Origin of the sequence: Aquitalea palustris, assembly GCF_003693445.1 — a bacterium.
GTDB lineage: Bacteria > Pseudomonadota > Gammaproteobacteria > Burkholderiales > Chromobacteriaceae > Aquitalea > Aquitalea palustris.
In genome coordinates, this window is record NZ_RFAR01000037.1 from 37,359 (window position 1) to 59,326 (window position 21,968).

The window sequence follows — 21,968 nt, forward strand, 5'->3', positions numbered from 1 at the left end:
TTTAACCCCCAAAAAGGCGGCTGATATCGTTCAGCACGGCAAATAGCATCAGCGACGCCAGCAGGATGAATCCGATCTTCTGTCCAAACAGTTGCGCACGCTCGCTCAGCGGGCGGCCTTTGACCAGCTCCGCGACATAATACATTAAGTGCCCACCATCCAGCACAGGTATCGGCAATAGATTCAACACGCCGATACTGACACTGATCAGCGCCAGAAATTCAAGATACGGGCTCCAGCCCTCGCGTGCGGTCTGACCGGCGATGCTGGCAATGGTCAGCGGACCGGACAAATTGTCCAGAGAAGCCTGACCGATCACCATGCGCCCGAGGAATTTCAGGCTCATCCAGGCGGTGTTGCCGGTCTTGTGCAAGGCCTCGACGGCAGCTTCGGCCACGCTAGGCTTGTGCATGAAACTCAACTGTTTCATCCAGGCGCTGTCCAGCAGCGGCGCGGCACCGATACGACCTATCATCACATCGCCATCAGCCACGGTGGCCGGGCGCAGTTTGACATCCTGCGGTTTGCCGTCGCGCTCGATGCGAATCAGTAATTCCTTGCCAGGGCTTTCGTGGATCAGCTTGACCCAGGCATCCCAGCTGGCCAGCGGCTTGCCATCTGCCGACAACAGCTTGTCGCCTGCCTTGAGGCCGGCCTTGGCCGCCACGCCACCCTCTTCCACACCACCGATGGCCGGCAGGTAACGCATCGGCATCAGGCCGGGGTTACCCTGCTCCAGCGCCTTGAGTGCATCTTCATCCGCCTGCGCCGGGTCGATACTGCGCAGCTGGGTGGTAGCCTGCGGCGTTTTCACCTGCACGCGAATCGGCACATCACCGCTGCCCGCGGCATCCACCAGCGCCAGCCGCAGCTGCTGCCAGTCAGCCACCGGCTGACCATTGACCGACAATACCCGGTCACCCGCCTGAAAACCGGCAGTCGCCGCCAGACTGGGCGTCAGCACCGTCCCCACCTGCGGTGACAATTGCATCATGCCGCCGGCAATCACTGCCCAGTAAAACAAGACCGCCAGCAGCAGATTAGCCAGCGGCCCAGCCACCACAATGGCCATGCGCTTGAGCACGTGCTGGTTGTTGAAGGCCAGATGCCGCTCTTCGGCCGGCACTTCCATTTCGCGCTCGTCCAGCATGCGCACATAGCCGCCCAGCGGAATGGGACTGATGGCCCACTCGGTATCGCCACGCTGAACAGTAAAGAGCGGCTTGCCGAAACCCACGGAAAAGCGCAGCACCTTGACACCGCACAGCCGCGCCACCCAGAAGTGGCCCAGTTCGTGGAAGGTGACCAATACGCCAATGGCCACCAGGAATGCAATGAATGTCAGCATGAGCCCACCTTGTTTGCGGCAAAGCGTCGCGCCTCGCCATCCTTGTCCAGCAGCGCCGCCAGCGTACTGCTGGCTGACAGGCTGACACCCGCCAGCGTGGCATCCACCACCTTGGCGATATCGACAAAACGCAGGCGACCTTCCAGGAAAGCCGCCACTGCCACTTCATTGGCCGCATTCAGCACCGCCGGCGCATCGCCACCACTTTGCAGCGAAGCGAATGCCAGGCCCAGACAGGGAAAGCGCTGCAAATCAGGCTGCTCGAAGGTAAGCGAGCCCATGGTGAAAAAATCCAGCGATGCCACGCCCGCCTCGATACGCTCCGGCCAGGCCAGTGCACAGGCAATCGGCGTGCGCATATCAGGCGAACCCAGCTGCGCCAGCACCGAGCCATCGCGGTATTGCACCATGGAATGGATGACACTTTGCGGATGGACCACCACATCGATACGCTCCGGCGGCGCAGCAAACAGCCAGTGCGCCTCGATCACTTCCAGTCCCTTGTTCATCAGGCTGGCCGAATCCACCGAAATCTTGCGCCCCATCACCCAATTGGGATGGCGGCAGGCATCTTCCGGCGTGACCTTCAGCAATGCCTCGGCACTGTGCTGGCGAAACGGCCCACCCGAAGCGGTCAGGATAATCTTGCGGATGCCCGAGGCATCCAGATTGCCGGCATAGTCATGCGGCAAGGACTGGAAAATGGCGTTGTGCTCGCTATCTACCGGCAGCAGGGTGGCACCATGCTCGCGCACTGCCTCCATGAACAACCGGCCCGCCACCACCAATGCTTCCTTGTTGGCCAGCAGGATTTTCTTGCCGGCACGCGCAGCCGCCATCGCGGACGGCAGGCCGGCCGCCCCGACAATGGCGGCCATTACCACATCCACTTCCGGCAAGGCGGCCACCCGCTCCAGCGCAGCCGCACCATGCAGCACCTCGGTAGCCAGCCCCTGCTCGCGCAGCCGGCCTTGCAAGGCATTGGCTGCGGCGGCATCGGCCACCACGACATAAAGGGGAAGAAAACGACAAGCCTGTTCGAACAGGCGATCCACCTGGCGGTGGCCACTGAGGGCCACTACCCGGTAACGATCAGGATGACGGGCAACCACATCCAGCGTATTGACGCCGATGCTGCCGGTTGCCCCAAGAACTGCAATGCCTTGAGGTTTCATGAGATGAGCTTACAGCCCGCCCAGCACGCGCAGCGCATTGCTGACTGCCAGAACGGCAATGAGACTATCGATTCGGTCGTAAACGCCGCCATGGCCAGGCAGCAGCTTGCTGCTGTCTTTCATGCCCGAGACGCGCTTGAACCAGGATTCCAGCAGATCACCGCAGACACTGACCGCAGTCAGCGGCAAGGCCAGCAGCACCAGCCCCCACAACGGCAGCCCTACGGATATCCAGCCCAGCTTGCTGACGATGACCACATACACCGCCACGCCGACCAGTGCGCCATACACCCCTTCCCAGCTCTTGCCGGGACTGATGGACGGTGCCAGCTTGCGCTTGCCAAAGGCCTTGCCAGAGAAATAAGCCGCCACATCCGCCACCCACACCAGGCCCATCACGGCCAGCAAGGTCAGGGCATGGGCGCTGTCGGCCTGCGGCCGCCACTCGAGAAAACCATACCAGGCCGGCAGCATCAGCAACCAGCCCAGCAGCATGGCCAGCGGCAGGGACGCCAACTTCCAGCGCCGCACCAGCCACAGGGGCATGATCAGCAGCCAGAACGCCAGCGCCAGGCCATGACCAGCCAGCGGCATATGCCAGCCCTGCTGCCAGGACAGGCCAGCGAATGCGCTGCTCAGCGCCAGGTAGGCCCATTGCAGCGCACCGTGCAGACCGGCCATGCGCGAGAATTCCCACAGCGCCAGCAGGATGATCAGCCAGGAAAAGCCGGCCCAGGCATTAGCCGGAAACAGGAACAATGCTGCCAGCATCAGCGGCAGCAATACCAGGGCAGTCAGAATGCGTGTCTTGAGCATGGAGGATCAGTTTCTGCGCTGCTGGACCGGCAGCTGTTCGCTGGTACGGCCAAAACGGCGCTCGCGTTCGCGATAGGAATTGAGCGCGCCCTCCAGGGCCGTGCGATCAAAGTCCGGCCACAACAGATCGGTAAAGTACAGCTCGGAATAAGCCAGTTGCCACAACAGGAAGTTGCTGATGCGCTGCTCGCCACCCGTACGGATGAACAAATCAGGCTCCGGCGCCCAGTGGGTGGACAAGCGCTCGGCCAGATTCTCTTCGGTAATCTGGCTGACACCATCGGCGATCAGGCCATTGACGGCATTGAGCACATCCCAGCGGCCACCGTAGTCGGCGGCAATACTCAGCACCAGGCCATCATTGCCGGCAGTCTTGTCCTCTGCCGCCTGGATGCGTTCGGCCAGCGCCGGGCTGAAACGCTCGCGCGTACCCAGCACCCGCAGCCGGATATTGTTTGAATGCAGCTTGCTGACTTCGCTTTCCAGCGCGCGGATGAACAGATCCATCAGGAAGGACACTTCATCCTGCGGCCGCCGCCAGTTTTCCGTGGAAAAGGCGAACAGCGTCAGGTACTCCACCCCCAGCTCCTTGCAGGCGGTCACTACTTCGCGCACGGTATCCAGCCCTTTTTTATGGCCGGCTACCCGTGGCAGGAAACGCTTTTTGGCCCAGCGGCCATTGCCATCCATGATGATGGCGATATGCCGGGGTACGCAGCGTACCTCCGGCACGTCCTTGGTGGAGCTTCCAAACAAGGCTATTTCCTTTATACCGCCATCAGGTCTGCTTCTTTGGCTGCCAGCGCCTTGTCGATCTCGGCAATGAACTTGTCAGTCATTTTCTGGATGTCGTCCTGGCCGCGGCGCTCGTCATCCTCGGTAATCGACTTGTCCTTGAGCAGGTTCTTGAAGTCATTGTTGGCATCGCGGCGGATATTGCGCACGGCCACGCGGGCACCTTCAGCCTCGCTCTTCACCACTTTGATCAGGTCGCGGCGACGCTCTTCGGTCAGCATCGGCATCGGCACGCGGATGATCTCGCCCATGGAGGCCGGATTCAGGCCCAGATCAGAATCACGAATGGCCTTTTCGATCTTGGCCACCATATTCTTTTCCCAGGCTTGCACACCGATGGTGCGGGAATCGATCAGGCTGACATTGGCGACCTGGTTCACCGGCACATCGCTGCCATAGTAGTCGACCATGACATGATCAAGAATGCCGGTGTGGGCGCGACCTGTTCGCACTTTGGTCAGGTCGGTCTTGAACGCCTCCAGAGACTTGGTCATCTTCTGCTCGGCGGATTTCTTGACTTCATTAATCATGCTTGCTCCAAAAATCGGTACTTTGAAAAACAAGGCGGAAAGCGGCTTCCAGCCGTTTCCGCCCCTTGGTATTCGTCAAGCTCAGCAGTGTACCAGCGTGCCTTCATCTTCGCCAAGCACTACGCGCTTGAGCGCGCCCTGCTTGAAGATGCTGAACACCTTGATATTGAGGTGCTGGTCACGGCACAGCGCGAAGGCGGTGGCATCCATCACTTTCAGATTGCGGCCGATGGCCTCATCAAAAGTCAGGGTCTGGTAGCGCACGGCATCGGGATTCTTTTTCGGATCATCGGTATACACGCCATCGACCTTGGTGGCCTTGAGCATGATGTCCACATTCATTTCCATGCCGCGCAGTGCAGCTGCGGTATCCGTGGTAAAGAAGGGGTTGCCGGTACCGGCACCGAAAATCACCACCTTGCCCTCTTCCAGATACTGCATGGCCTTGCCGCGCACATAGGGCTCGGCAATCTGCTGCATGGTCAGTGCGGATTGCACGCGGGCAATCAGGCCAACCTTGCCCATGGCATCCTTCAGCGCCAGTGCATTCATCACCGTCGCCATCATGCCCATGTAGTCGGCAGTGGCGCGGTCCATGCCGCTGGCAGCGCTGGAGACGCCACGGAAAATATTGCCGCCACCAATCACGATACCCACCTGCACGCCAAGCTCTACCACTTCCTTGATCTGGCCAACAATCTGCTCGATGGTCGAGCGGTTGATGCCATAGTTATCGTCACCCATCAGGGCTTCACCAGACAGCTTGAGCAGAATGCGTTTATAGGAAGGAGCTTGGCTCATGATAACCTCGAGTTGGGTGTTTTTAGGGCGTTCAGTTTGCAAAACGGCACCCTGCAGGCAGGGTGCCGTTCGATCATACAGTCTTGTCAGACTTACAGCTTGGCAGCGGCAGCCACTTCAGCAGCATAGTCTACAACCTTCTTCTCGATGCCTTCACCAACAACAAACATGGTGAATGCCTTCACAGAAGCGGATTTTTCAGCCAGCAGCTTTTCAACGGTCACGTCCGGGTTCTTGACGAAAGGCTGACCCACCAGGGTCACTTCAGCCAGGTACTTGTTGACGCGGCCTTCTACCATCTTGGCGACGATATCAGCCGGCTTGCCGGATTCGGCAGCTTGCGCGGTGTAGATCTTGCGTTCTTGTTCCAGGGTTTCGGCCGGAACCTGATCCTTGGAAACACAGATCGGCTTGGAAGCAGCGATGTGCATGGCAATGTCGCGACCCAGCGCTTCGTCACCCTTCAGATCAACGATAACGCCGATCTTGGCACCGTGCAGGTAGGTGGCGATGGTGCCGTCGGTTTCGTAACGCACGAAACGACGGATGGTCATGTTCTCACCCAGCTTGGCGATGGCAGCCTTGCGGATTTCTTCTACGGACACGCCGTCTACTTCAACAGCGGACAGGGCTTCAACATCAGCCGGGTTCGCAGTTGCAGCAGCCTGGGCAGCAGCAGCAGCCAGGGCCAGGAAGGTCGGGTCCTTGGCAACGAAGTCGGTTTCACAGTTCACTTCAACCAGGGCGCCAACGCCACCAGCCACGAAGGAACCGATGATACCTTCGGCAGCCAGACGGCCAGCCATCTTGGAAGCCTTGTTACCGGACTTGATACGCAGAATTTCTTCGGCCTTGGCAGCGTCGCCTTCAGCTTCAACCAGGGCTTTTTTGCACTCCATCATGCCCAGGCCGGTAGCAGCGCGCAGATCCGAAACCATCTTTGCGGTAATTTCCGCCATTTGTAACTCCTGTATTCGATACGTAAGGTAATCAGGTCTAAAAAAAGGGGCTTGCGCCCCCTTTCGAGTCTGCTTACTCAGCCTGGGCCGTTTCAGCAGCGGCTACGACTTCTTGCAGCGACTGAGCGCGGCCTTCCAGTACGGCGTCGGCGATGCCGCGAGCGTACAGGCGGATAGCGCGACTGGAGTCATCGTTACCCGGAACTACGTAGTCGATGCCGTCCGGGGAGTTGTTGGTATCAACAACGCCGATAACCGGGATGCCCAGTTTCTTGGCTTCAACAATGGTACCTTTCTGGTAGCCAGTGTCGATAACGAAGATGGCGTCCGGCAGGCCCTTCATATCTTTGATACCGCCCAGCGAGCGTTCCAGTTTGTCAACTTCGCGTTGCAGGTCCAACAGTTCTTTCTTGTTGTAACCCATGTCAGCGCCTTCCAGGATGGCACGCTTCTCTTCAAGACGCTTGATGGACTGCTTCACGGTCTTGTAGTTGGTCAGCATGCCGCCGAGCCAGCGGTGATCAACAAACGGCATGCCAGCGCGAGCGGCTTCTTCACGGACGATCTCACGTGCCTGACGCTTGGTACCAACAAACATTACGGTACCCTTGTTGGCGGCCAGACGACGCACATATTCCTGGGCGCTGATGAACAGCGGCAGAGTCTTTTCCAGGTTGATGATGTGGATCTTGTTGCGGCTGCCAAAGATGTACTGAGCCATCTTCGGGTTCCAGAAACGGGTTTGGTGGCCGAAGTGAACACCGGCCTCAAGCATTTGACGCATGGTAACGTTGGTGGACATGCAAAAACTCCTTAAAGGGTTAAGCCTCCATCCGCGCAGACAACCGTCAGTATCAGAAATTGACGGCACCCTTTGGCACGGATGTGCGTAGTTTATTCCCCTACCCAATGTAGAGGACGCAAGATTCTAGCACCACAGCACAAGCTCACTCAAGCGTCTTGCCTGCATTTGCCTGCTCACGGGCCAATTCCTGCCGTTTTCGCAGGCGGCGCCGTGTCATTCTTGCAATAAACAGGGTGGGCAGGAAGCCGAGGAAAAACAGGATGGAAAACGTAGCCCACAGGCTGTTCTGCGCCACCGCCAGCATCAACACCACGTAGAGCCAGCCGATCAATACCATGTACATAATCAAACAACCGTTTGAAATTTTCGAAAAAAGCCTGAACAATAGCCCGACATTGTAAACCACCTGCCCGGCCACCATCATGCAAACCCGCTTTACCGAAACCTTTGGCGTGCGCCTGCCACTCGCCTGCCCCGGCATGAGCTATATCGCCACTCCCGAACTGGTAGCCGCCACCGCCAATGCGGGTGGACTGGGCATTCTGGCTACCGGCCCGCTCAATCCAGAACAGACCCGCGCCGCCATCCGCCGCATCCGTGAACTGACCGACCGCCCTTTCGGCATCGGCTGCACACTGATGATGCCGGGCGCGCGCGAAAACTGCGAAGTTGCCTTGCAAGAGCAGGTGCCGGTCATCAACTTTTCGCTGGGCAAGGGTGACTGGATCGTCAAAGCTGCACACGCCTATGGTGGCAAGGTGATTGCTACCGTCGTCACCGAGAAGCATGCCATCTCCGCAGAGAAAGCCGGTGTGGATGGCCTGCTGGTCACCGGCCACGAAGCAGCCGCCCATGGCGGCGAGGTGACGTCGCTGGTACTGATCCCGGCCATCCGCAAGGTATGCGCACTGCCCATCATCGCCGCTGGTGGCTTTGGCAGTGGCGCCGGCTTGCTCGCCGCCCTGGCACTGGGGGCGGATGCCGTAGCCATGGGCAGCCGCCTGGCCATGACGCAGGAAAGTCCGGTGCACGAGCGCAGCAAGGAGATGATTCGCCAGCGCAGCGTGGCCGATACTTTGTATTCGCGTAATTTCGACGGCCTGTGGTGCCGCATGATGGACACCCCCACCTCCCGCGCCGCCACCCGCAAGCCGATGAACCTGCTGGCAGCCGCCTGGAAAGCCAGCACCATCGCCCGCAAGATGGGCATGCCGGTATGGAAAGTCGCCCTGGGCGGCATGCTGCAAAAGCCGCAGGAGTTGCGCCAGCTGGCGCTGTTTGGCGCAGCTACCGAATCCATCCGCCTGGCCATTGAAGAAGGCAATCACCAGCAAGGGGTACAACTGATCGGCCAGGTACAGGGACTGATTGACGACGTGCCCACCGTGCAACAGCTATTCGAACGCATCATGCAGGAGGCCGGACACAGCCTGAGCCGCCTGCAGCAGCTGAACCAAGCCTGATCACCGCGCCGCCCGTCCATTCCATGCGACTGGCGGCGCATTTTTCACACTGCATCGCCGCAAACAGCAGGATTTACCTCGATTAAACCCGCCTTGCACGCAACAAGATGCTGAATCGCCGCATCTTGCTACATTGCCCGCCCCCATCCCTTCCCGTATTCTCTCAGGCTGACTCAACCGCCCACAGCAGGCCGCCACAGAGCGGCCAGCGCAGACACAAGAGATTACCCATGATCCCGCCACACAATGAGGCCAAGCTCAGCCCACCACGCCCGCTCAATCGCCAGGACTATCGCACCCTGGCCCTCGCCGCCCTGGGCGGCGCGCTTGAGTTTTACGACTTCATCATTTTCGTATTTTTTGCCCTGGTCATCGGCAAGCTGTTTTTCCCACCGAACATGCCGGACTGGCTGCGCCAGTTCCAGACCTTCGGCATCTTTGCTGCCGGCTATCTGGCGCGTCCGCTGGGCGGCATTGTCATGGCGCACTTTGGTGACAAGCTGGGGCGCAAGCGCATGTTCACCTTGTCCATCGTGCTGATGGCCGTTCCCACCCTGCTGATGGGCATGCTGCCCACCTATGCCAGCATCGGCATTGCCGCGCCGCTGGCACTGCTGGCTTTGCGCATCCTGCAGGGTGCGGCAATTGGCGGCGAAGTGCCGGGTGCCTGGGTATTCGTGGCCGAGCATGTCCCCGCTCGTCACACCGGTTATGCCTGCGGCACGCTGACTGCTGGCCTCACTGCCGGCATCCTGCTGGGTTCGTTGCTGGCCACCCTGATCAACAGCAGCTTCAGTCCGGCACAAATCAGCAACTGGGCCTGGCGACTGCCTTTCCTGGTGGGCGGTATCTTTGGCCTGCTGGCCATGTATTTGCGCCAATGGCTGCAGGAAACACCGGTCTTTGCCGAGATGCAGGCACGCAAAGCCCTGGCTGATGAATTGCCACTGAAAACCGTACTGCGCGAGCACAAACGCGCCGTCATCATTTCCATGCTGCTGACCTGGCTGCTTTCTGCCGCCATCGTGGTGGTCATCCTGATGACGCCCACCTATCTGCAAAAGCAGTTCGGCATGGATGCCGCCACCACCCTCAAGGCCAACAGTCTGGCCACCATTGCCCTGACCGCAGGCTGCATAACGGCCGGCCGCATCATCGATCGCCTGGGCAGTGGCCTGACCTTCATTGTCGGCAGCCTGCTGCTGGGCGCTTGCAGCTATCACTTTTACAGCAGCGTGGCCAGCGATGGCAGCCAGCTGTATGCGCTATACAGCCTGACCGGCTTCAGCGTCGGCATTGTCGGGGCCGTCCCCTTCGTCATGGTGCGCGCCTTTCCGCCGGCAGTGCGCTTTAGCGGCCTGTCATTTTCCTACAATGTCGCCTACGCCATTTTCGGCGGCCTCACACCGATGGCGGTTTCGCTGTGGCTAAAGGCCGACCCACTAGCCCCTGCCCATTACGTGGTCAGCCTGTGTGGCATGGGTGTGCTACTGGGTATTTACCTACTACTAAGCGAATCGCCACAGCGTGCAGATAGTGCATCGGCCAACTGCTGACCACACTCGGCAAAGTACTTTTTCCACGGCCCTGCGGGGCCGTTTTGCATGGCGTAGCGGCCAGATAATTCTGCAGTGCAGCAAGAATTAATTCACTCAGCAATGGAACCCTTGCAGCAAATCAGCAGTCCCTAATTTACACATCCGGCATTTCAATCTGCCCGCAACACAGTTCAACGCAACACTCCCGGCCTCATCCCGCCCCGGCGGGCCTCACCCACAGACCACGGAGACGCCCATGAGCCAACTACCCTGGCACAGCCTGTCCCTTAACCCGCTGGCGGCCTTTGGCATTCTGCTGACGCTGGGCGTCATCGGCGGCCAGATCGCCAACCGTGCCGGGCGCCTGCCCGCCATTACCGGCTATGTATTGACCGGCCTGATCATTGGCCCGGCCAGCCTGCATCTGCTAAACCAGGAATTACTCAGCGCGGCCGACCTGTTCGTCAATCTGGCCCTGGGGCTGGCACTATTTGAAAGCGGCCGCCGGGTCGACCTGCACTGGCTGCGCGTGGAGCGCACCTTGCTGCTGACCACGCTGTGTTATTGCCTGGCAGTATTTGCCGCGCTATGCGCACTGCTACTGCAAGGCGGGCTGGGCTGGCAGGCCAGCTCCATGATGGCTGCACTGGGCATGGCCACCTCGCCCATCGTCATTCTGGAGATGCTGCGCGAGACCCGCGCCGAGGGCCAGGTCAGCGAAAGGCTGACCACGGCCACCGCGCTGTCCAGCGTGCTGTCAGTCATTGTGTTCGCCATTGCCCTGAGCTCGGCCCATCTGCAAAACCAGCACAGTACCGAGGATGCCATCCTGTCGCCGGCCTGGCTGATTCTGGGGTCCTGCCTGCTCGGCCTGCTGGCCGGCTTGCTGGCCATCGCCCTCAATCGCTGGCTAGGCAGCCAGCAACGCCAGCGGCAGACCGTCCTGCTATTCGGCCTGATCGCTCTGCTGGTGGGGCTGTCCGTCATGCTGAACGTGCTGCCCTCACTAGCCCTACTGGTTTTTGGCCTGGCCACGCGCAATCTGCGCGGCGGGCACACGGTGAGCGAACCGGGCCTGCTCAGCAGCAGTCATTTTTTCTTCGTCGCTTTTTTTGTTGCAGCCGGCGCCCAGCTGGCACCACAGGCGCTGGCCAGCCATTGGCCACTGGCCTTGGCCTACCTGCTGCTGCGCTCGGCCATCCCCATGCTGTGCTGGTGGCTGCTGGCCCCGCAAAACTGCCTGAGCCGCCAGCGCGGCCTGTGGCTGGGGCTGGCACTCAACCCGCTGTCCGGTGGCAGCGCCATGCTACTGGGCATGAGTACGCTGGCACTGGGCGCGGATGCCAGCGCCTTTAGCGGCAGCATGATGGCGGTTTTTGTCATCAGCGAACTGGCTGGCCCCCTGCTGACCCACCTGGCACTACGCCGGGCTGGCGACATTCCATCGGAGGACTGACATGCTGCACTTCAATAACAGCACCCCGCTGACGCTGGGGGTGGAACTGGAACTGATGATTCTCAACCGGCGCGACTACAACCTGACGCGCGGCTCGGACGACTTGCTGCTGCTGATAGACCGCCAGCCGCACGGCTACGACATCAAGCCGGAAATCACCCAGGGCATGATCGAAATCGGCACGGCCATTCACCAGGGCAGCGACACCATGCTGCAGGAGCTGCAAGGCATCCGCACCCTGCTGGTGAGCAGCGCCCAAAAGCTCAACCTGGGGCTGGCGGGCGGCGGATCCCACCCTTTCCAGCACTGGAGCGAGCAGCAGATCTACCCCAAGGAACGCTACCAGCTGGTTTCCGAGCTGTACGGCTACCTGGCCAAGCAGTTCACCGTGTACGGCCAGCACATCCATATCGGCTGCCCCGATGGCGACAGTGCCATCCGTCTCAGTCACTACCTGGCGCGTTACATTCCGCACTTTATCGCCCTGTCCGCTTCGTCGCCCTTTTACCAGGGCATGGACACGCTGTTCCAGACCTCGCGCCTGACCAGCGTCAATGCCTTCCCCTTGTCCGGCTGTATGCCCTGCGTGGAAAACTGGACGCAGTTCAATGCATATTTTCAGCACATGGCCGGGCTGGGTATTGTTGCCAGCATGAAAGACTTTTACTGGGACATCCGCCCCAAGCCGGAATATGGCACGGTGGAAATCCGCATCTGCGACACCCCACTGGACATTGTCACCCCCACCCTGCTGGCAGCCTATGCCCAGATGCTGGCGCATCGCTGCCTGGAGGATGGATGGCACGACATCCAGGCCGCGCACTATCACACTTACAACTACAACCGCTTCCAGGCCTGCCGTTTCGGCTTTGATGGCGTGCTGGTCGATGGCGCGGCAGGGCAACAGATCGGCCTGCAGGAAGACCTGCTGAGCACGCTGAACGCCCTGCAGCCGCAAGCCCGGGCACTGAACTGCGAAAAGGAGCTGAGCCTGCTGCGCGAACGCGCGCTCAAGCGCCAGTCCGACAGCCAGTGGCTGCGCGCCATCTATCGCGCCAGCGGTTCCTTGTCGGAAGTGGTACGCCGCCAGAGCGAGCACTGGATGTATGGCAGCACCGCGTGAAGTCGACACACGCGCCAAGCAGCAGTGCAATGCAGCAGACATCGTCGTGCTCAGCAGCTAAACTGGCGGCTTAGCGTCCCAAAGCCCCATCATGCCGCTCGAACTGCCCGAACACCGCAATCCCGACCTCCCCACACGCTGGTGCATTTTCGATGGCCCGCGTCTGTTATTCCAAAACCAGGCACTACCCGGCGATGCTGCCCGCCACTGGCCGCTGGCCAACCGCCTGTTCATCGACCAGCAGCAAGGCAGCAATCTATACGCTGCCGACCTGATCGGCCCGCCGCCGCCCGACTGCGAATGGCTGCCGCTGCGTGCCGCATTGATGGCACTGCCGCCCGAGCAAACCGCAGGCATCGCCCGTGCTGCGCAGCTGCGCCAGTTTCAGCACACCCACCGCTTTTGCGGCCACTGCGCCAGCCCGCTGCAACAGCACGGCCACGATCAGGGCAAGCACTGCCCCGGCTGCGGCCAGCTCTACTACCCACGGCTGTCGCCGGCGATGATGGTGGCGGTGTATCGCGGCCAGGAGCTGCTGCTGGCACGCAGCCCGCACTTCCTGCCCGGCGTGTACAGCGCACTGGCCGGCTTTGTCGAGCCAGGCGAAACGGTGGAGCAGTGCGTACACCGCGAAACCCTGGAAGAGGTAGGCGTACGGGTGAAAAACCTGCGCTATGTCTGCTCGCAATCCTGGCCTTTCCCGCATTCGCTGATGCTGGCATTCACTGCCGAATATGATGGCGGGGACATCCGCCCGCAGCCCGGCGAGATCGAAGATGCGGGCTGGTATCACATTGATGCCCTGCCCACCATTCCGGCCCAGCTGTCGGTGGCCTATCAGCTGATTCGCCACACCAGCGACTGGCTGCGCCAGCCACACAACTGAGCAAGAACCATGACAAAGGGGAGCCAGCGGCTCCCCTTTATTTATTCCGTGCAAACATTTACGCCCGGCACCGGGCCGGCTCAGGCTGACAGCACGCAGCCCTCGATCAAGCGCAGCAAACGATCCAGCGCCGTCAACACGGTCTGCTGCCGTACCGCTGCCCGATCACCATCAAAGTGGCAGACAAAGGCCTGACTCAGGCCATCCGGCCCGGCCAGGGCCAGCCATACCATGCCCACCGGCTTGGCCGGCGAGCCGCCACCCGGGCCGGCAATGCCGGAAACAGCAACTGCCCAATCGGCAGCGGCACGCTTGCGCGCTCCGGCAGCCATCTGCCGCACCACGGCCTCACTGACCGCGCCGTGCTCGGCCAGCGTGGCGGCCCCCACCCCCAGCAGATCCTGCTTGGCCTCATTGCTGTAGCTGACCAGGCCATAGCCGAACCAGGCCGAGCTGCCAGCGATATCGGTCAGTGCAGCGGCGATCATGCCACCGGTGCAGGACTCTGCCGTCGCCACTGTTTCGCCCCGAGCCAGCAGTAGCTGGCCCAGTTGTGCCGCCAGCGCGGCTGCCTGCTTATCCATGTATTTTCCTGAAATATTCGATCAAACCGCGAGTTGAACTATCGTGTGTCACTGGCAGGGCCGCCGCTGCATCCAGCTCGGGCAGTATGCGCCGGGCCAGTTGCTTGCCGTATTCCACACCCCATTGATCGAAGGAATTGATGCCCCAGATCACCCCTTGTACGAAGACCTTGTGTTCGTACAAGGCCAGCAACATGCCCAGGGTGTGAGGCGTTACCTTGTCCAGTGCAATGGTATTGGACGGCTGATTACCCGGAAACAGCTTTTGCGGCAGCAGCATGTCCAGCTCTTCACCGGGCATGTCCGGCAATTCGGCCATGACCTCGGCCTCGCTCTTGCCGCGCATCAGCGCCTCGGACTGGGCAAAGCAATTGGCCACCAGCACGCGATGCTGCTGCTCCAGCCCGTAATGACTGTTCATTGGCACGATGAAATCACAGGGCACCAAGCGTGTACCCTGATGCAGCAGCTGGAAAAAGGCATGCTGGCTATTAGCCCCTTCCTCGCCCCAGATCACCGGCCCGGTATCAAAATCCAGCGGTGCGCCAAAGCGCCCCACCCGCTTGCCGTTCGATTCCATGTCCAGCTGCTGGATATGGGCTGGCAGGCGGCGCAAGCCATGGTCGTACGGCATGATGGCGTGGGTGTGCGCCTGATAGAAGGTGTTATACCAGATGCCGATCAGCGCCAGCAGCACCGGCATGTTCTGCGCCAGCGGCGCATGGAAGAAATGTTCATCCATGGCATGTGCGCCATCGAGAAACTGGCGGAAGCTGTCGTAGCCCACCGCCAGCATTACCGGCAGACCAATGGCCGACCAGACCGAATAACGCCCGCCTACCCAATCCCAGAAGCCGAACATGTGTTCGGTATCGATGCCAAAAGCCTGCACTGCCGGCGCATTGGTGGACACAGCAACAAAATGCCGGGCAATGTCGCCCTGGCTACCAGCCTGCAAAAACCAGGCCTTGGCCGCCTCGGCATTGAGCAGGGTTTCCGGCGTGGTGAACGATTTGGATGCCACCACGAACAGCGTCGTCGCCGGGTCCAGCTGCGCCAGCGTACGGGCGATATGCTGGCCGTCGACATTGGAGACAAAGTGTACGTTCAGCTCAGGATGGGCATAGGCCGACAGCGCCTCTTTCACCACCAGCGGCCCCAGATCCGAGCCACCGATGCCCAGATTCACCACATCACGTATCGGCTGGCCGGTATAGCCCAGCCACTGCCCGCCACGCACCTTGTCGCAGAATACCCGCATGCGCTGCAGCACGGCGTGCACTTCGGGCACCACGTCCTGCCCATCCAGCAACAGACTGGCGGATTGCGGCAGGCGCAGCGCGGTATGCAGCACCGAGCGCCGTTCGCTGACATTGATGCGTTCACCACGGCGCATGCGCTGCATCCAGCCGGGCAGATCGGCCTCGTATGCCAGATCGATCAACAACTCCAGCGTGCGTTCAGTGATACGGTTTTTCGAGTAATCCAGCAACAAGCCATCCAGTTGCAAGGAAAAGCGCTGGAAACGCTGGGCATCGGTCTGGAACAGTTCACGCATCTGCATGAAACGGGTGGCACGCTGGTGCTGGTGCAGCCTGGCCCAGACTGGGCTGTGATTAATGCCGATTTTGCTGTCGTCAAACATGGTCGTGAAATGGCTGCATTCAAAAATGGAATTGGACTGTGCTTTACTCACCCCGCCACCGATGGCCGGGCTGGCAAGAATAAAGGGGACTGGCGTCCCCTTTGCTGAATGCATATTACCACTGTAGTGCCAGCGCTACATCACACCTTGAGAAAGTGCTCGCGGTAGTACTTCAGCTCTTCGATGGACTCCTCGATATCCGCCAAGGCTTCGTGCTTGCCGCGCTTGACCACGCCACGCGCCACCTCTGGCCGCCAACGCTTGCACAGCTCTTTCAGCGTGGACACATCCAGGTTGCGGTAGTGGAAGTACTCTTCCAGCTGCGGCATCCAGCGCACCATGAAACGGCGATCCTGATGGATGGTATTGCCGCACATCGGCGAGGTACGCGCCGGCACATACTCGGCCATGAAGGCCAACAGCGTAGCCTCGGCCTCGGCCGCAGTCAGGGTGGAAGCCTTGACCTTGGCAATCAGGCCGCTCTTGCCATGGGTATTCTTGTTCCAGTCATCCATGGCATCCAGCACGCTGTCCGGCTGATGAATCACCAGCACAGGAGACTGCCCCAGCACATTCAGCTGGCTGTCGGTGGCGATCATCGCCACTTCGATAATGCGGTCGGTTTCAGGATTCAGCCCGGTCATTTCCATGTCGAGCCAGATGAGGTTGTTCTGATCTTGTGCCATACTGTCCAATCTTTGCGAAACCCAAGCATTTTCCTTCATTGCCGCCGTGGCGGCAAACCCACCTGCGTAAATCATGACCGAGGCATTCCGCTATTTCTTTCTGGCCGCGCTGGCGCTGACCCTGATTCTCAAATTGTGGCTGGGCTTGCGCCACATTCGCCACATTGCGCGCCATCGCGCCCGCGTTCCGGCAGAATTTGCCGACGCCATCACGCTGCAGCAGCACCAGCATGCCGCCGACTACAGCATGGCCAAAACCCGGCTGGGCTTGCTGTCCAGCTGCATCGACACCGCACTGATCGCCGGCCTGACGCTGGGCGGTGTACTGGACTGGCTGGCGCGGCAGATTAGCAGCCTGGCACTGGGTGAAATCGGCAGCGGCCTGCTGCTGGTCGTGGCAATGACCCTGCTGTCCTCTGCCATCAGCCTGCCCATCTCGCTATATAGCACTTTCCGCATCGAGGCGCGCTTCGGCTTCAACAAGATGACGCTGGCGATGTTTGTGCTGGATGCCATCAAAGGCAGCGCCATCGGCGCGCTGATCGGCCTGCCGCTGCTGGCGCTGGTACTGTGGCTGATGGCCCAGGCCGGGCCGCTGTGGTGGCTGTGGGTGTGGCTGGTATGGTCGGCTTTCCAGCTATTGATGGTGGCACTCTACCCCACGCTGATCGCCCCCCTGTTCAACCGCTTCCAGCCACTTGAAGACCTGGAGCTGAAGCAGCGCATCGAAGCCCTGCTGGCACGCACCGGCTTTACCAGCCAGGGCGTGTTCGTCATGGATGGCTCGCGCCGCTCCAGCCATGGCAATGCCTACTTCACCGGCTTTGGCAGCGCCAAACGCATTGTGTTTTTCGATACCCTGCTCAAGCAGTTGTCGGCAGAGGAAATCGAAGCCGTACTGGCGCACGAACTGGGCCATTTCAAGCGCAAGCACATCGTCAAGCGCATCGGCTTTGCCTTTGCCCTGTCGCTGGGCTTTCTGTTCATCTTGGATCAATTGCTGCATGCCGGCTGGTTCTACCAGGCTCTCGGCGTCAGTACGCCCAGCACCGCCATGGCACTGATCCTGTTCTTCCTTGCCGTGCCGGCCTTTACTTTCCCGCTGACACCGCTGTCCAGCCTGCTGTCACGTCGTCATGAATACGAGGCAGACGAATTTGCCGCCAGCCAGTCCGATGCGCACCATCTGGTCGCTGCGCTGGTCAAACTCTATCGTGACAACGCCTCCACCCTGACACCAGACCCGCTGCACTCGGCGTTTTACGACTCCCACCCTCCGGCGAGCCTGCGCATCGCCCATTTGCAAGGAGCCCGTCCATGAATCTGCTCGCCCTGCATTGCGAGGCCCAGCACGGCAAAAGCCCGCTGGACTCCAGCACCATCAATCAATTCCTGACCACCCTGCCCGGCTGGGAAGTCAAAGGCATCGAGCTATGCAAGACCTTCCGTTTTGACGACTATTACCAGACCATGGCCTTTGTAAATGCCCTGGCCTGGATTGCCCATCAGGAAGACCATCACCCCGACATGTCGGTGCACTACAACCGCGCCGTGGTGCACTTCAGCACCCACGACGCCGGCGGCTTGACCCTCAACGACTTCATTTGCGCGGCGAAAACCGAAGCGCTGCAAGGCCGGACATGAGAGCAGCCATCGGACAGATCATCCGCAGCCACGGCCGCCGCTTCATCGTGGAGGCCGAAGGCCAGACCTATGGCTGCTCCACCCGCGGCAAACGGGTGGACTTCGCCTGCGGTGACCGCGTGGAAATCCTGATTCAGAACAAGGAACAGGCCGTCATCGAGGAAAGCCTGCCGCGCAGCAGCCTGCTCTACCGCCAGGACGACTGGAAAACCAAGGTGATTGCCGCCAATGTCAGCCGCATCCTGTTTGTGATTGCCGCTGTTCCCAGCCCTAACGAGGAACTGCTCAACCGCTGCCTGATTGCCGCCGAGGCCGCCGACATCGACCCGGTCATCCTGATCAACAAGGCCGACCTGCCGGAAACCGCCGCGCTGATCGAAAAGCTGCAGCCCTATGCCGCGCTCGGCTACAAGATGATCACCCTGTCAGCCAAACAGGACATGAACCCGCTGCTGCCGCTGCTGGATGGTGAAACCTGCGTTTTTGTCGGCCAGTCCGGCATGGGCAAGTCCACCCTCACCAATGCCCTGCTGCCCGAGGCCAATGCCCGCATCGGCGATATTTCCGAAGCACTGGATTCCGGCAAGCACACCACCACCCACGCCACGCTCTATCATCTGGACACGCTGTCGCCAGGCAGTGACCTGATCGACTCCCCCGGTCTGCAGGAATTCGGCCTCAAGCATTTGCAGGCCACCGACCTGCTGCACTACTTCCCGGAGATGCGCCCGCTGATCGGCCAATGCCGCTTCCACAACTGCACCCACCGCAAGGAACCAGATTGTGCGATCAAGCAAGCCACAGAAGATGGCACAATCTCTCGACAAAGATTGGATTTACTACAACGTTTAAGTAATGAATTGTTAAATCATACGGCATAAAACGTTTTGTCATCTGGCCTGTTTACAATTCGGTGCAGGACTCATATTCTGGTAAGAAAAAAGTCATATCAGACTTCAGATCAGCGAGTTTTTCGCCCCAACAAAGACAAGGAGCCAGCATCATGACAAAACGCATCGCACTCGTAACCGGAGGCATGGGCGGCATTGGCACCGCCATCTGCAAGGCTCTGGCCGAATCCGGCCACACCGTCATCACCACCTACAGCAAGCCGGGCAAGGAGCAAGCCTGGCTGGCCGACATGAAGGGCATGGGCTTTGCCGACATCCACGCCTACCAGTGTGACGTGACCGATACCGCCGCCTGCGCCGCCATGCTGGCGCGCGCCCAGCAGGAAGTTGGCGCCGTGGACGTACTGGTCAACAACGCCGGCATCACCCGCGACGGCACCTTCAAGAAGCAAAGCAAGGACGACTGGGATGCCGTCATCAAGACCAACCTGGATTCGCTGTTCAATATGGTGAAGCCGGTGCTGGACGGCATGGTGGAGCGCGGCTTTGGCCGCATCATCAATATTTCCTCGATCAATGGCCAGAAAGGGCAGTTTGGCCAGACCAACTACTCTGCCGCCAAGGCCGGCATGCATGGCTTCACCATGGCGCTGGCCCAGGAAGTCGCACGCAAGGGCGTCACCGTCAACACCATCTCCCCGGGCTATATCGCCACCGACATGGTGATGGCAGTACCGGAAGAAGTACGCAACAAGATCATCGCCAACATCCCGGTAGGCCGCCTGGGCAAGCCGGAAGAAATCGCCGGCCTGATCAACTACCTGGCCTCCGACATCGCCGGCTTCATGACCGGCGCCAATCTGGCCATCAATGGCGGCCAGCACATGATGTAAGCCGCATTCCATCAGGAATACCGCACAAAAAACCCGGCCTCGCGCCGGGTTTTTTATTGCCATCCTGATGATCGGCATTCTGCTATGCTGACGGCCTTGAATTTCACATCAGAGCAAGACATGGCTGAACATTTGACCATTCAGGGCGAAACCAAGGAAGAAAAATACCAGACCCTGCTGCCGCAGGCGCAGGCGCTGGTGCAATACGAAGACGACCAGATTGCCGCCCTGGCCAATCTGGCCGCAGCACTGCACAGCAGTTTCGACTGGCTATGGACCGGCTTTTACCTGGTCAAGGACACACAACTGGTGCTTGGACCCTTTCAGGGGCCGATTGCCTGCACCCGCATCCCGCATGGCAAGGGCGTATGTGGCAGCGCCTGGGCGCAAAACCGCACGCTGATCGTGCCGGATGTCGATGCTTTCCCCGGCCATATTGCTTGTTCATCCAGCGCCCGTTCGGAAATCGTCGTCCCCGTGCGCAATGCTGCCGGCGCAGTAGTCGCGGTACTGGATGTGGATTCCGCCCAACTCGACCAGTTTGACAGTACCGACGCACAATACCTGGAAGCCATCTGCCAGGCGCTGCAACACCTGTTTTAGTACCACCCGACCAAAGCAGATGCATTGCGCATCTGCTTTGGGGGGCGTGAACAAAGCTCGCAGCGCACCCGAACCAAGACACACCGCCGCAGACAGTAGCAAGATGGCCGGCAAGGCGGCGCAATGCAGGCTTGCCGGGTTTGTCAGCGGCACCGACTCAGGCCAGCGGCAATTGCAACTGCCGACTGACCCACTCGCGCATCCCGGCCTCATCCAGCACGGCCAGGTCCTGACGTGCATCATGCATGGCAGAAGCCAGGCGCTGTAATTGTCGCTCCAGCCCCGCCGCCATCTCCCCGGCCAGTCGCGCATTTTCTCCGGCCATATCCAGCAGACGGGCATTGGCTTGCTCACCCAATACTGATTGACGCTCGGCCGCCTGCTGCAACTCGGTATTACGCTGTTCCAGCATTTCCAGTCGCGCCGCCTGCTTGCCGGACTCGCGATCCCGCTCGGCCAGCCGCTCCCGCCACACCTGCTCCACCTGCAGCACCTGCCGCCGCGCCGCCTGCAATTCTTCCTGCAAGGCGGCCGTCGCCAGTTTCATGGCCTGACGCTCCTCCTCGACCTGTTCATACAGGCGCACGCGCAAGCCTTCCAGTCGTTCATAGGCCAGGCTCTCGCGCCGCTCAGCCTCCTGTCGCGCTTCTTGCAGCCTTTGTTCATGCCTTGCCTCCAGTTCGGCCACGCGCTCGTCACTATCGTGGCGCACTTGCTGCGCCTCCAGCCTGCTGGCTTCCAGCTGCTCGCCCAGCCGCTGACTGTTCGACTCCAGCAAGGCATGGCGCTGTTCGGCAGACTGCAGCTTGCCATCCAGCTCCTGCACACGGACAGCGCGCAGCTCCAGCTCACGCAAGGCCGACTGCAGTGAAGCCTGCGTCGTTTCCAATTGCGCCTGGGCTGCCGCCTGCGCCTGGGCCGAATCAGCCACCTGCTGCTCAGCCTCCTGCCGCAGCACTTCCCATTGCTGCTCGGCCGCCGTGCAAGACTGCTGCCAGATCAGGCCAAATGCCTCGGCCAGCCCGGCAGGCCAATCCGGATGACGGGCGGAACTGGCCATACGCGCCAGAAACTCCTGCCGCCACTCTTTGAGCGTGTTGTTGATGGTGGTATTGGAACCCGTACCCAAGCGGCTGCGCACCTCCACCACGGTAGGCCACACGCCTTCCCCCACCAATTCAAAAGCCACCTGCCGAATGCGCGAATAGATGTCAGTTGCCATGCCAGCCATACCATTTCCGTTGAATGAGCGCATTTTATCACAAGCATAAAATATTATTTATTACGTATTGCATTATTTAATTACACTCACACCGCAATTATTTCCGATTACTATACTTATCGGATATTTATTTCAGAAAAAATCC

Annotated in this window: 23 protein-coding genes; 10 read left to right on the top strand and 13 right to left on the bottom strand. The window is 60.2% G+C overall.

Features of this window, described 5'->3' with window-relative positions; translation table 11 throughout:
• Nucleotide 1: 1 nt before the first annotated feature.
• From rseP to EAY64_RS09580, 9 genes are all read right to left on the bottom strand, one after another.
• Entirely contained in the window at nt 2-1,348 is a 1,347-nt protein-coding gene (rseP, locus tag EAY64_RS09540; RefSeq protein ID WP_103524539.1) for an RIP metalloprotease RseP, read from the bottom strand.
• Nucleotides 1,342-2,523, bottom strand: coding sequence for a 1-deoxy-D-xylulose-5-phosphate reductoisomerase (gene ispC / locus EAY64_RS09545; protein ID WP_103524540.1), 1,182 nt, complete (start codon nt 2,521-2,523; stop codon nt 1,342-1,344). Before ispC ends, rseP begins: the two co-directional genes overlap by 7 nt.
• Before the next feature lie 9 nt (nt 2,524-2,532).
• Nucleotides 2,533-3,339: a phosphatidate cytidylyltransferase gene (locus EAY64_RS09550; RefSeq protein WP_103524541.1), complete on the bottom strand. Its 807-nt coding sequence runs from the start codon at nt 3,337-3,339 to the stop codon at nt 2,533-2,535.
• A 6-nt stretch (nt 3,340-3,345) separates the two neighbouring features.
• The gene (gene uppS, locus EAY64_RS09555; RefSeq protein ID WP_199104960.1) at nt 3,346-4,095 is read right to left on the bottom strand and encodes an undecaprenyl pyrophosphate synthase; all 750 of its coding nucleotides are present in this window, start codon (nt 4,093-4,095) and stop codon (nt 3,346-3,348) included.
• 11 nt (nt 4,096-4,106) lie between these two features.
• On the bottom strand, nt 4,107-4,664 hold the full coding sequence (gene frr, locus EAY64_RS09560; protein WP_103524542.1) for a ribosome recycling factor: 558 nt from the start codon (nt 4,662-4,664) through the stop codon (nt 4,107-4,109).
• An 81-nt stretch (nt 4,665-4,745) separates the two neighbouring features.
• On the bottom strand, nt 4,746-5,465 hold the full coding sequence (pyrH, locus tag EAY64_RS09565; RefSeq protein ID WP_103524543.1) for a UMP kinase: 720 nt from the start codon (nt 5,463-5,465) through the stop codon (nt 4,746-4,748).
• Between the two features lie 92 nt (nt 5,466-5,557).
• Entirely contained in the window at nt 5,558-6,424 is an 867-nt protein-coding gene (gene tsf / locus EAY64_RS09570) for a translation elongation factor Ts (RefSeq protein ID WP_103524544.1), read from the bottom strand.
• A gap of 73 nt (nt 6,425-6,497) precedes the next feature.
• Nucleotides 6,498-7,226 carry a 30S ribosomal protein S2 gene (gene rpsB, locus EAY64_RS09575; RefSeq protein ID WP_059285475.1) on the bottom strand — a complete coding sequence of 243 codons (729 nt, stop codon included), beginning with the start codon at nt 7,224-7,226 and terminating at the stop codon, nt 6,498-6,500.
• Nucleotides 7,227-7,371: 145 nt separating this feature from the next.
• Entirely contained in the window at nt 7,372-7,653 is a 282-nt protein-coding gene (locus EAY64_RS09580) for a hypothetical protein (RefSeq protein ID WP_226034127.1), read from the bottom strand.
• Here EAY64_RS09580 and EAY64_RS09585 point away from each other — a divergent pair.
• The 5 genes from EAY64_RS09585 (at nt 7,652) to nudC (ending at nt 13,695) form a co-directional block, all read left to right on the top strand.
• Entirely contained in the window at nt 7,652-8,692 is a 1,041-nt protein-coding gene (locus EAY64_RS09585; RefSeq protein WP_103524545.1) for an NAD(P)H-dependent flavin oxidoreductase, read from the top strand. The two genes, EAY64_RS09580 and EAY64_RS09585, sit on opposite strands and share 2 nt — an antisense overlap.
• A 230-nt stretch (nt 8,693-8,922) precedes the next feature.
• On the top strand, nt 8,923-10,248 hold the full coding sequence (locus EAY64_RS09590) for an MFS transporter (protein WP_103524546.1): 1,326 nt from the start codon (nt 8,923-8,925) through the stop codon (nt 10,246-10,248).
• Nucleotides 10,249-10,486: 238 nt separating this feature from the next.
• Nucleotides 10,487-11,686 carry a cation:proton antiporter gene (locus EAY64_RS09595; RefSeq protein WP_103524547.1) on the top strand — a complete coding sequence of 400 codons (1,200 nt, stop codon included), beginning with the start codon at nt 10,487-10,489 and terminating at the stop codon, nt 11,684-11,686.
• Nucleotide 11,687: 1 nt separating this feature from the next.
• Nucleotides 11,688-12,809 carry a YbdK family carboxylate-amine ligase gene (locus EAY64_RS09600; protein ID WP_103524548.1) on the top strand — a complete coding sequence of 374 codons (1,122 nt, stop codon included), beginning with the start codon at nt 11,688-11,690 and terminating at the stop codon, nt 12,807-12,809.
• Nucleotides 12,810-12,900: 91 nt separating this feature from the next.
• Nucleotides 12,901-13,695, top strand: coding sequence for an NAD(+) diphosphatase (nudC, locus tag EAY64_RS09605; protein ID WP_103524549.1), 795 nt, complete (start codon nt 12,901-12,903; stop codon nt 13,693-13,695).
• Nucleotides 13,696-13,775: 80 nt separating this feature from the next.
• On the opposite strand, the gene EAY64_RS09610 is transcribed toward nudC, so the two are convergent.
• The 3 genes from EAY64_RS09610 to orn all read right to left on the bottom strand — a co-directional run bounded on the left by EAY64_RS09610 (nt 13,776) and on the right by orn (nt 16,610).
• On the bottom strand, nt 13,776-14,279 hold the full coding sequence (locus EAY64_RS09610; protein WP_103524550.1) for a CinA family protein: 504 nt from the start codon (nt 14,277-14,279) through the stop codon (nt 13,776-13,778).
• Nucleotides 14,272-15,924, bottom strand: a complete 1,653-nt coding sequence (pgi, locus tag EAY64_RS09615; protein ID WP_103524551.1) for a glucose-6-phosphate isomerase — start codon at nt 15,922-15,924, stop codon at nt 14,272-14,274. The genes EAY64_RS09610 and pgi overlap by 8 nt, the downstream gene beginning before the upstream one ends.
• 140 nt (nt 15,925-16,064) lie before the next feature.
• Complete coding sequence (gene orn, locus EAY64_RS09620) at nt 16,065-16,610, bottom strand: oligoribonuclease (RefSeq protein ID WP_103524552.1); 546 nt, start codon at nt 16,608-16,610, stop codon at nt 16,065-16,067.
• Between the two features lie 73 nt (nt 16,611-16,683).
• Here orn and EAY64_RS09625 point away from each other — a divergent pair, with 73 nt between their 5' ends.
• The 5 genes from EAY64_RS09625 to EAY64_RS09645 all read left to right on the top strand — a co-directional run bounded on the left by EAY64_RS09625 (nt 16,684) and on the right by EAY64_RS09645 (nt 20,601).
• Complete coding sequence (locus tag EAY64_RS09625) at nt 16,684-17,931, top strand: M48 family metallopeptidase (RefSeq protein WP_103524553.1); 1,248 nt, start codon at nt 16,684-16,686, stop codon at nt 17,929-17,931.
• On the top strand, nt 17,928-18,254 hold the full coding sequence (locus EAY64_RS09630; RefSeq protein ID WP_103524554.1) for a 4a-hydroxytetrahydrobiopterin dehydratase: 327 nt from the start codon (nt 17,928-17,930) through the stop codon (nt 18,252-18,254). Before EAY64_RS09625 ends, EAY64_RS09630 begins: the two co-directional genes overlap by 4 nt.
• The gene (gene rsgA / locus EAY64_RS09635) at nt 18,251-19,135 is read left to right on the top strand and encodes a ribosome small subunit-dependent GTPase A (RefSeq protein WP_103524555.1); all 885 of its coding nucleotides are present in this window, start codon (nt 18,251-18,253) and stop codon (nt 19,133-19,135) included. Before EAY64_RS09630 ends, rsgA begins: the two co-directional genes overlap by 4 nt.
• A gap of 122 nt (nt 19,136-19,257) precedes the next feature.
• On the top strand, nt 19,258-19,998 hold the full coding sequence (gene phbB, locus EAY64_RS09640; RefSeq protein ID WP_103524556.1) for an acetoacetyl-CoA reductase: 741 nt from the start codon (nt 19,258-19,260) through the stop codon (nt 19,996-19,998).
• A 120-nt stretch (nt 19,999-20,118) separates the two neighbouring features.
• Nucleotides 20,119-20,601, top strand: coding sequence for a free L-methionine (R)-S-oxide reductase MsrC (locus EAY64_RS09645; RefSeq protein ID WP_103524570.1), 483 nt, complete (start codon nt 20,119-20,121; stop codon nt 20,599-20,601).
• A gap of 157 nt (nt 20,602-20,758) precedes the next feature.
• On the opposite strand, the gene EAY64_RS09650 is transcribed toward EAY64_RS09645, so the two are convergent.
• Nucleotides 20,759-21,823, bottom strand: coding sequence for a DNA-binding protein (locus EAY64_RS09650; RefSeq protein ID WP_158604653.1), 1,065 nt, complete (start codon nt 21,821-21,823; stop codon nt 20,759-20,761).
• Nucleotides 21,824-21,968 lie beyond the last annotated feature (145 nt).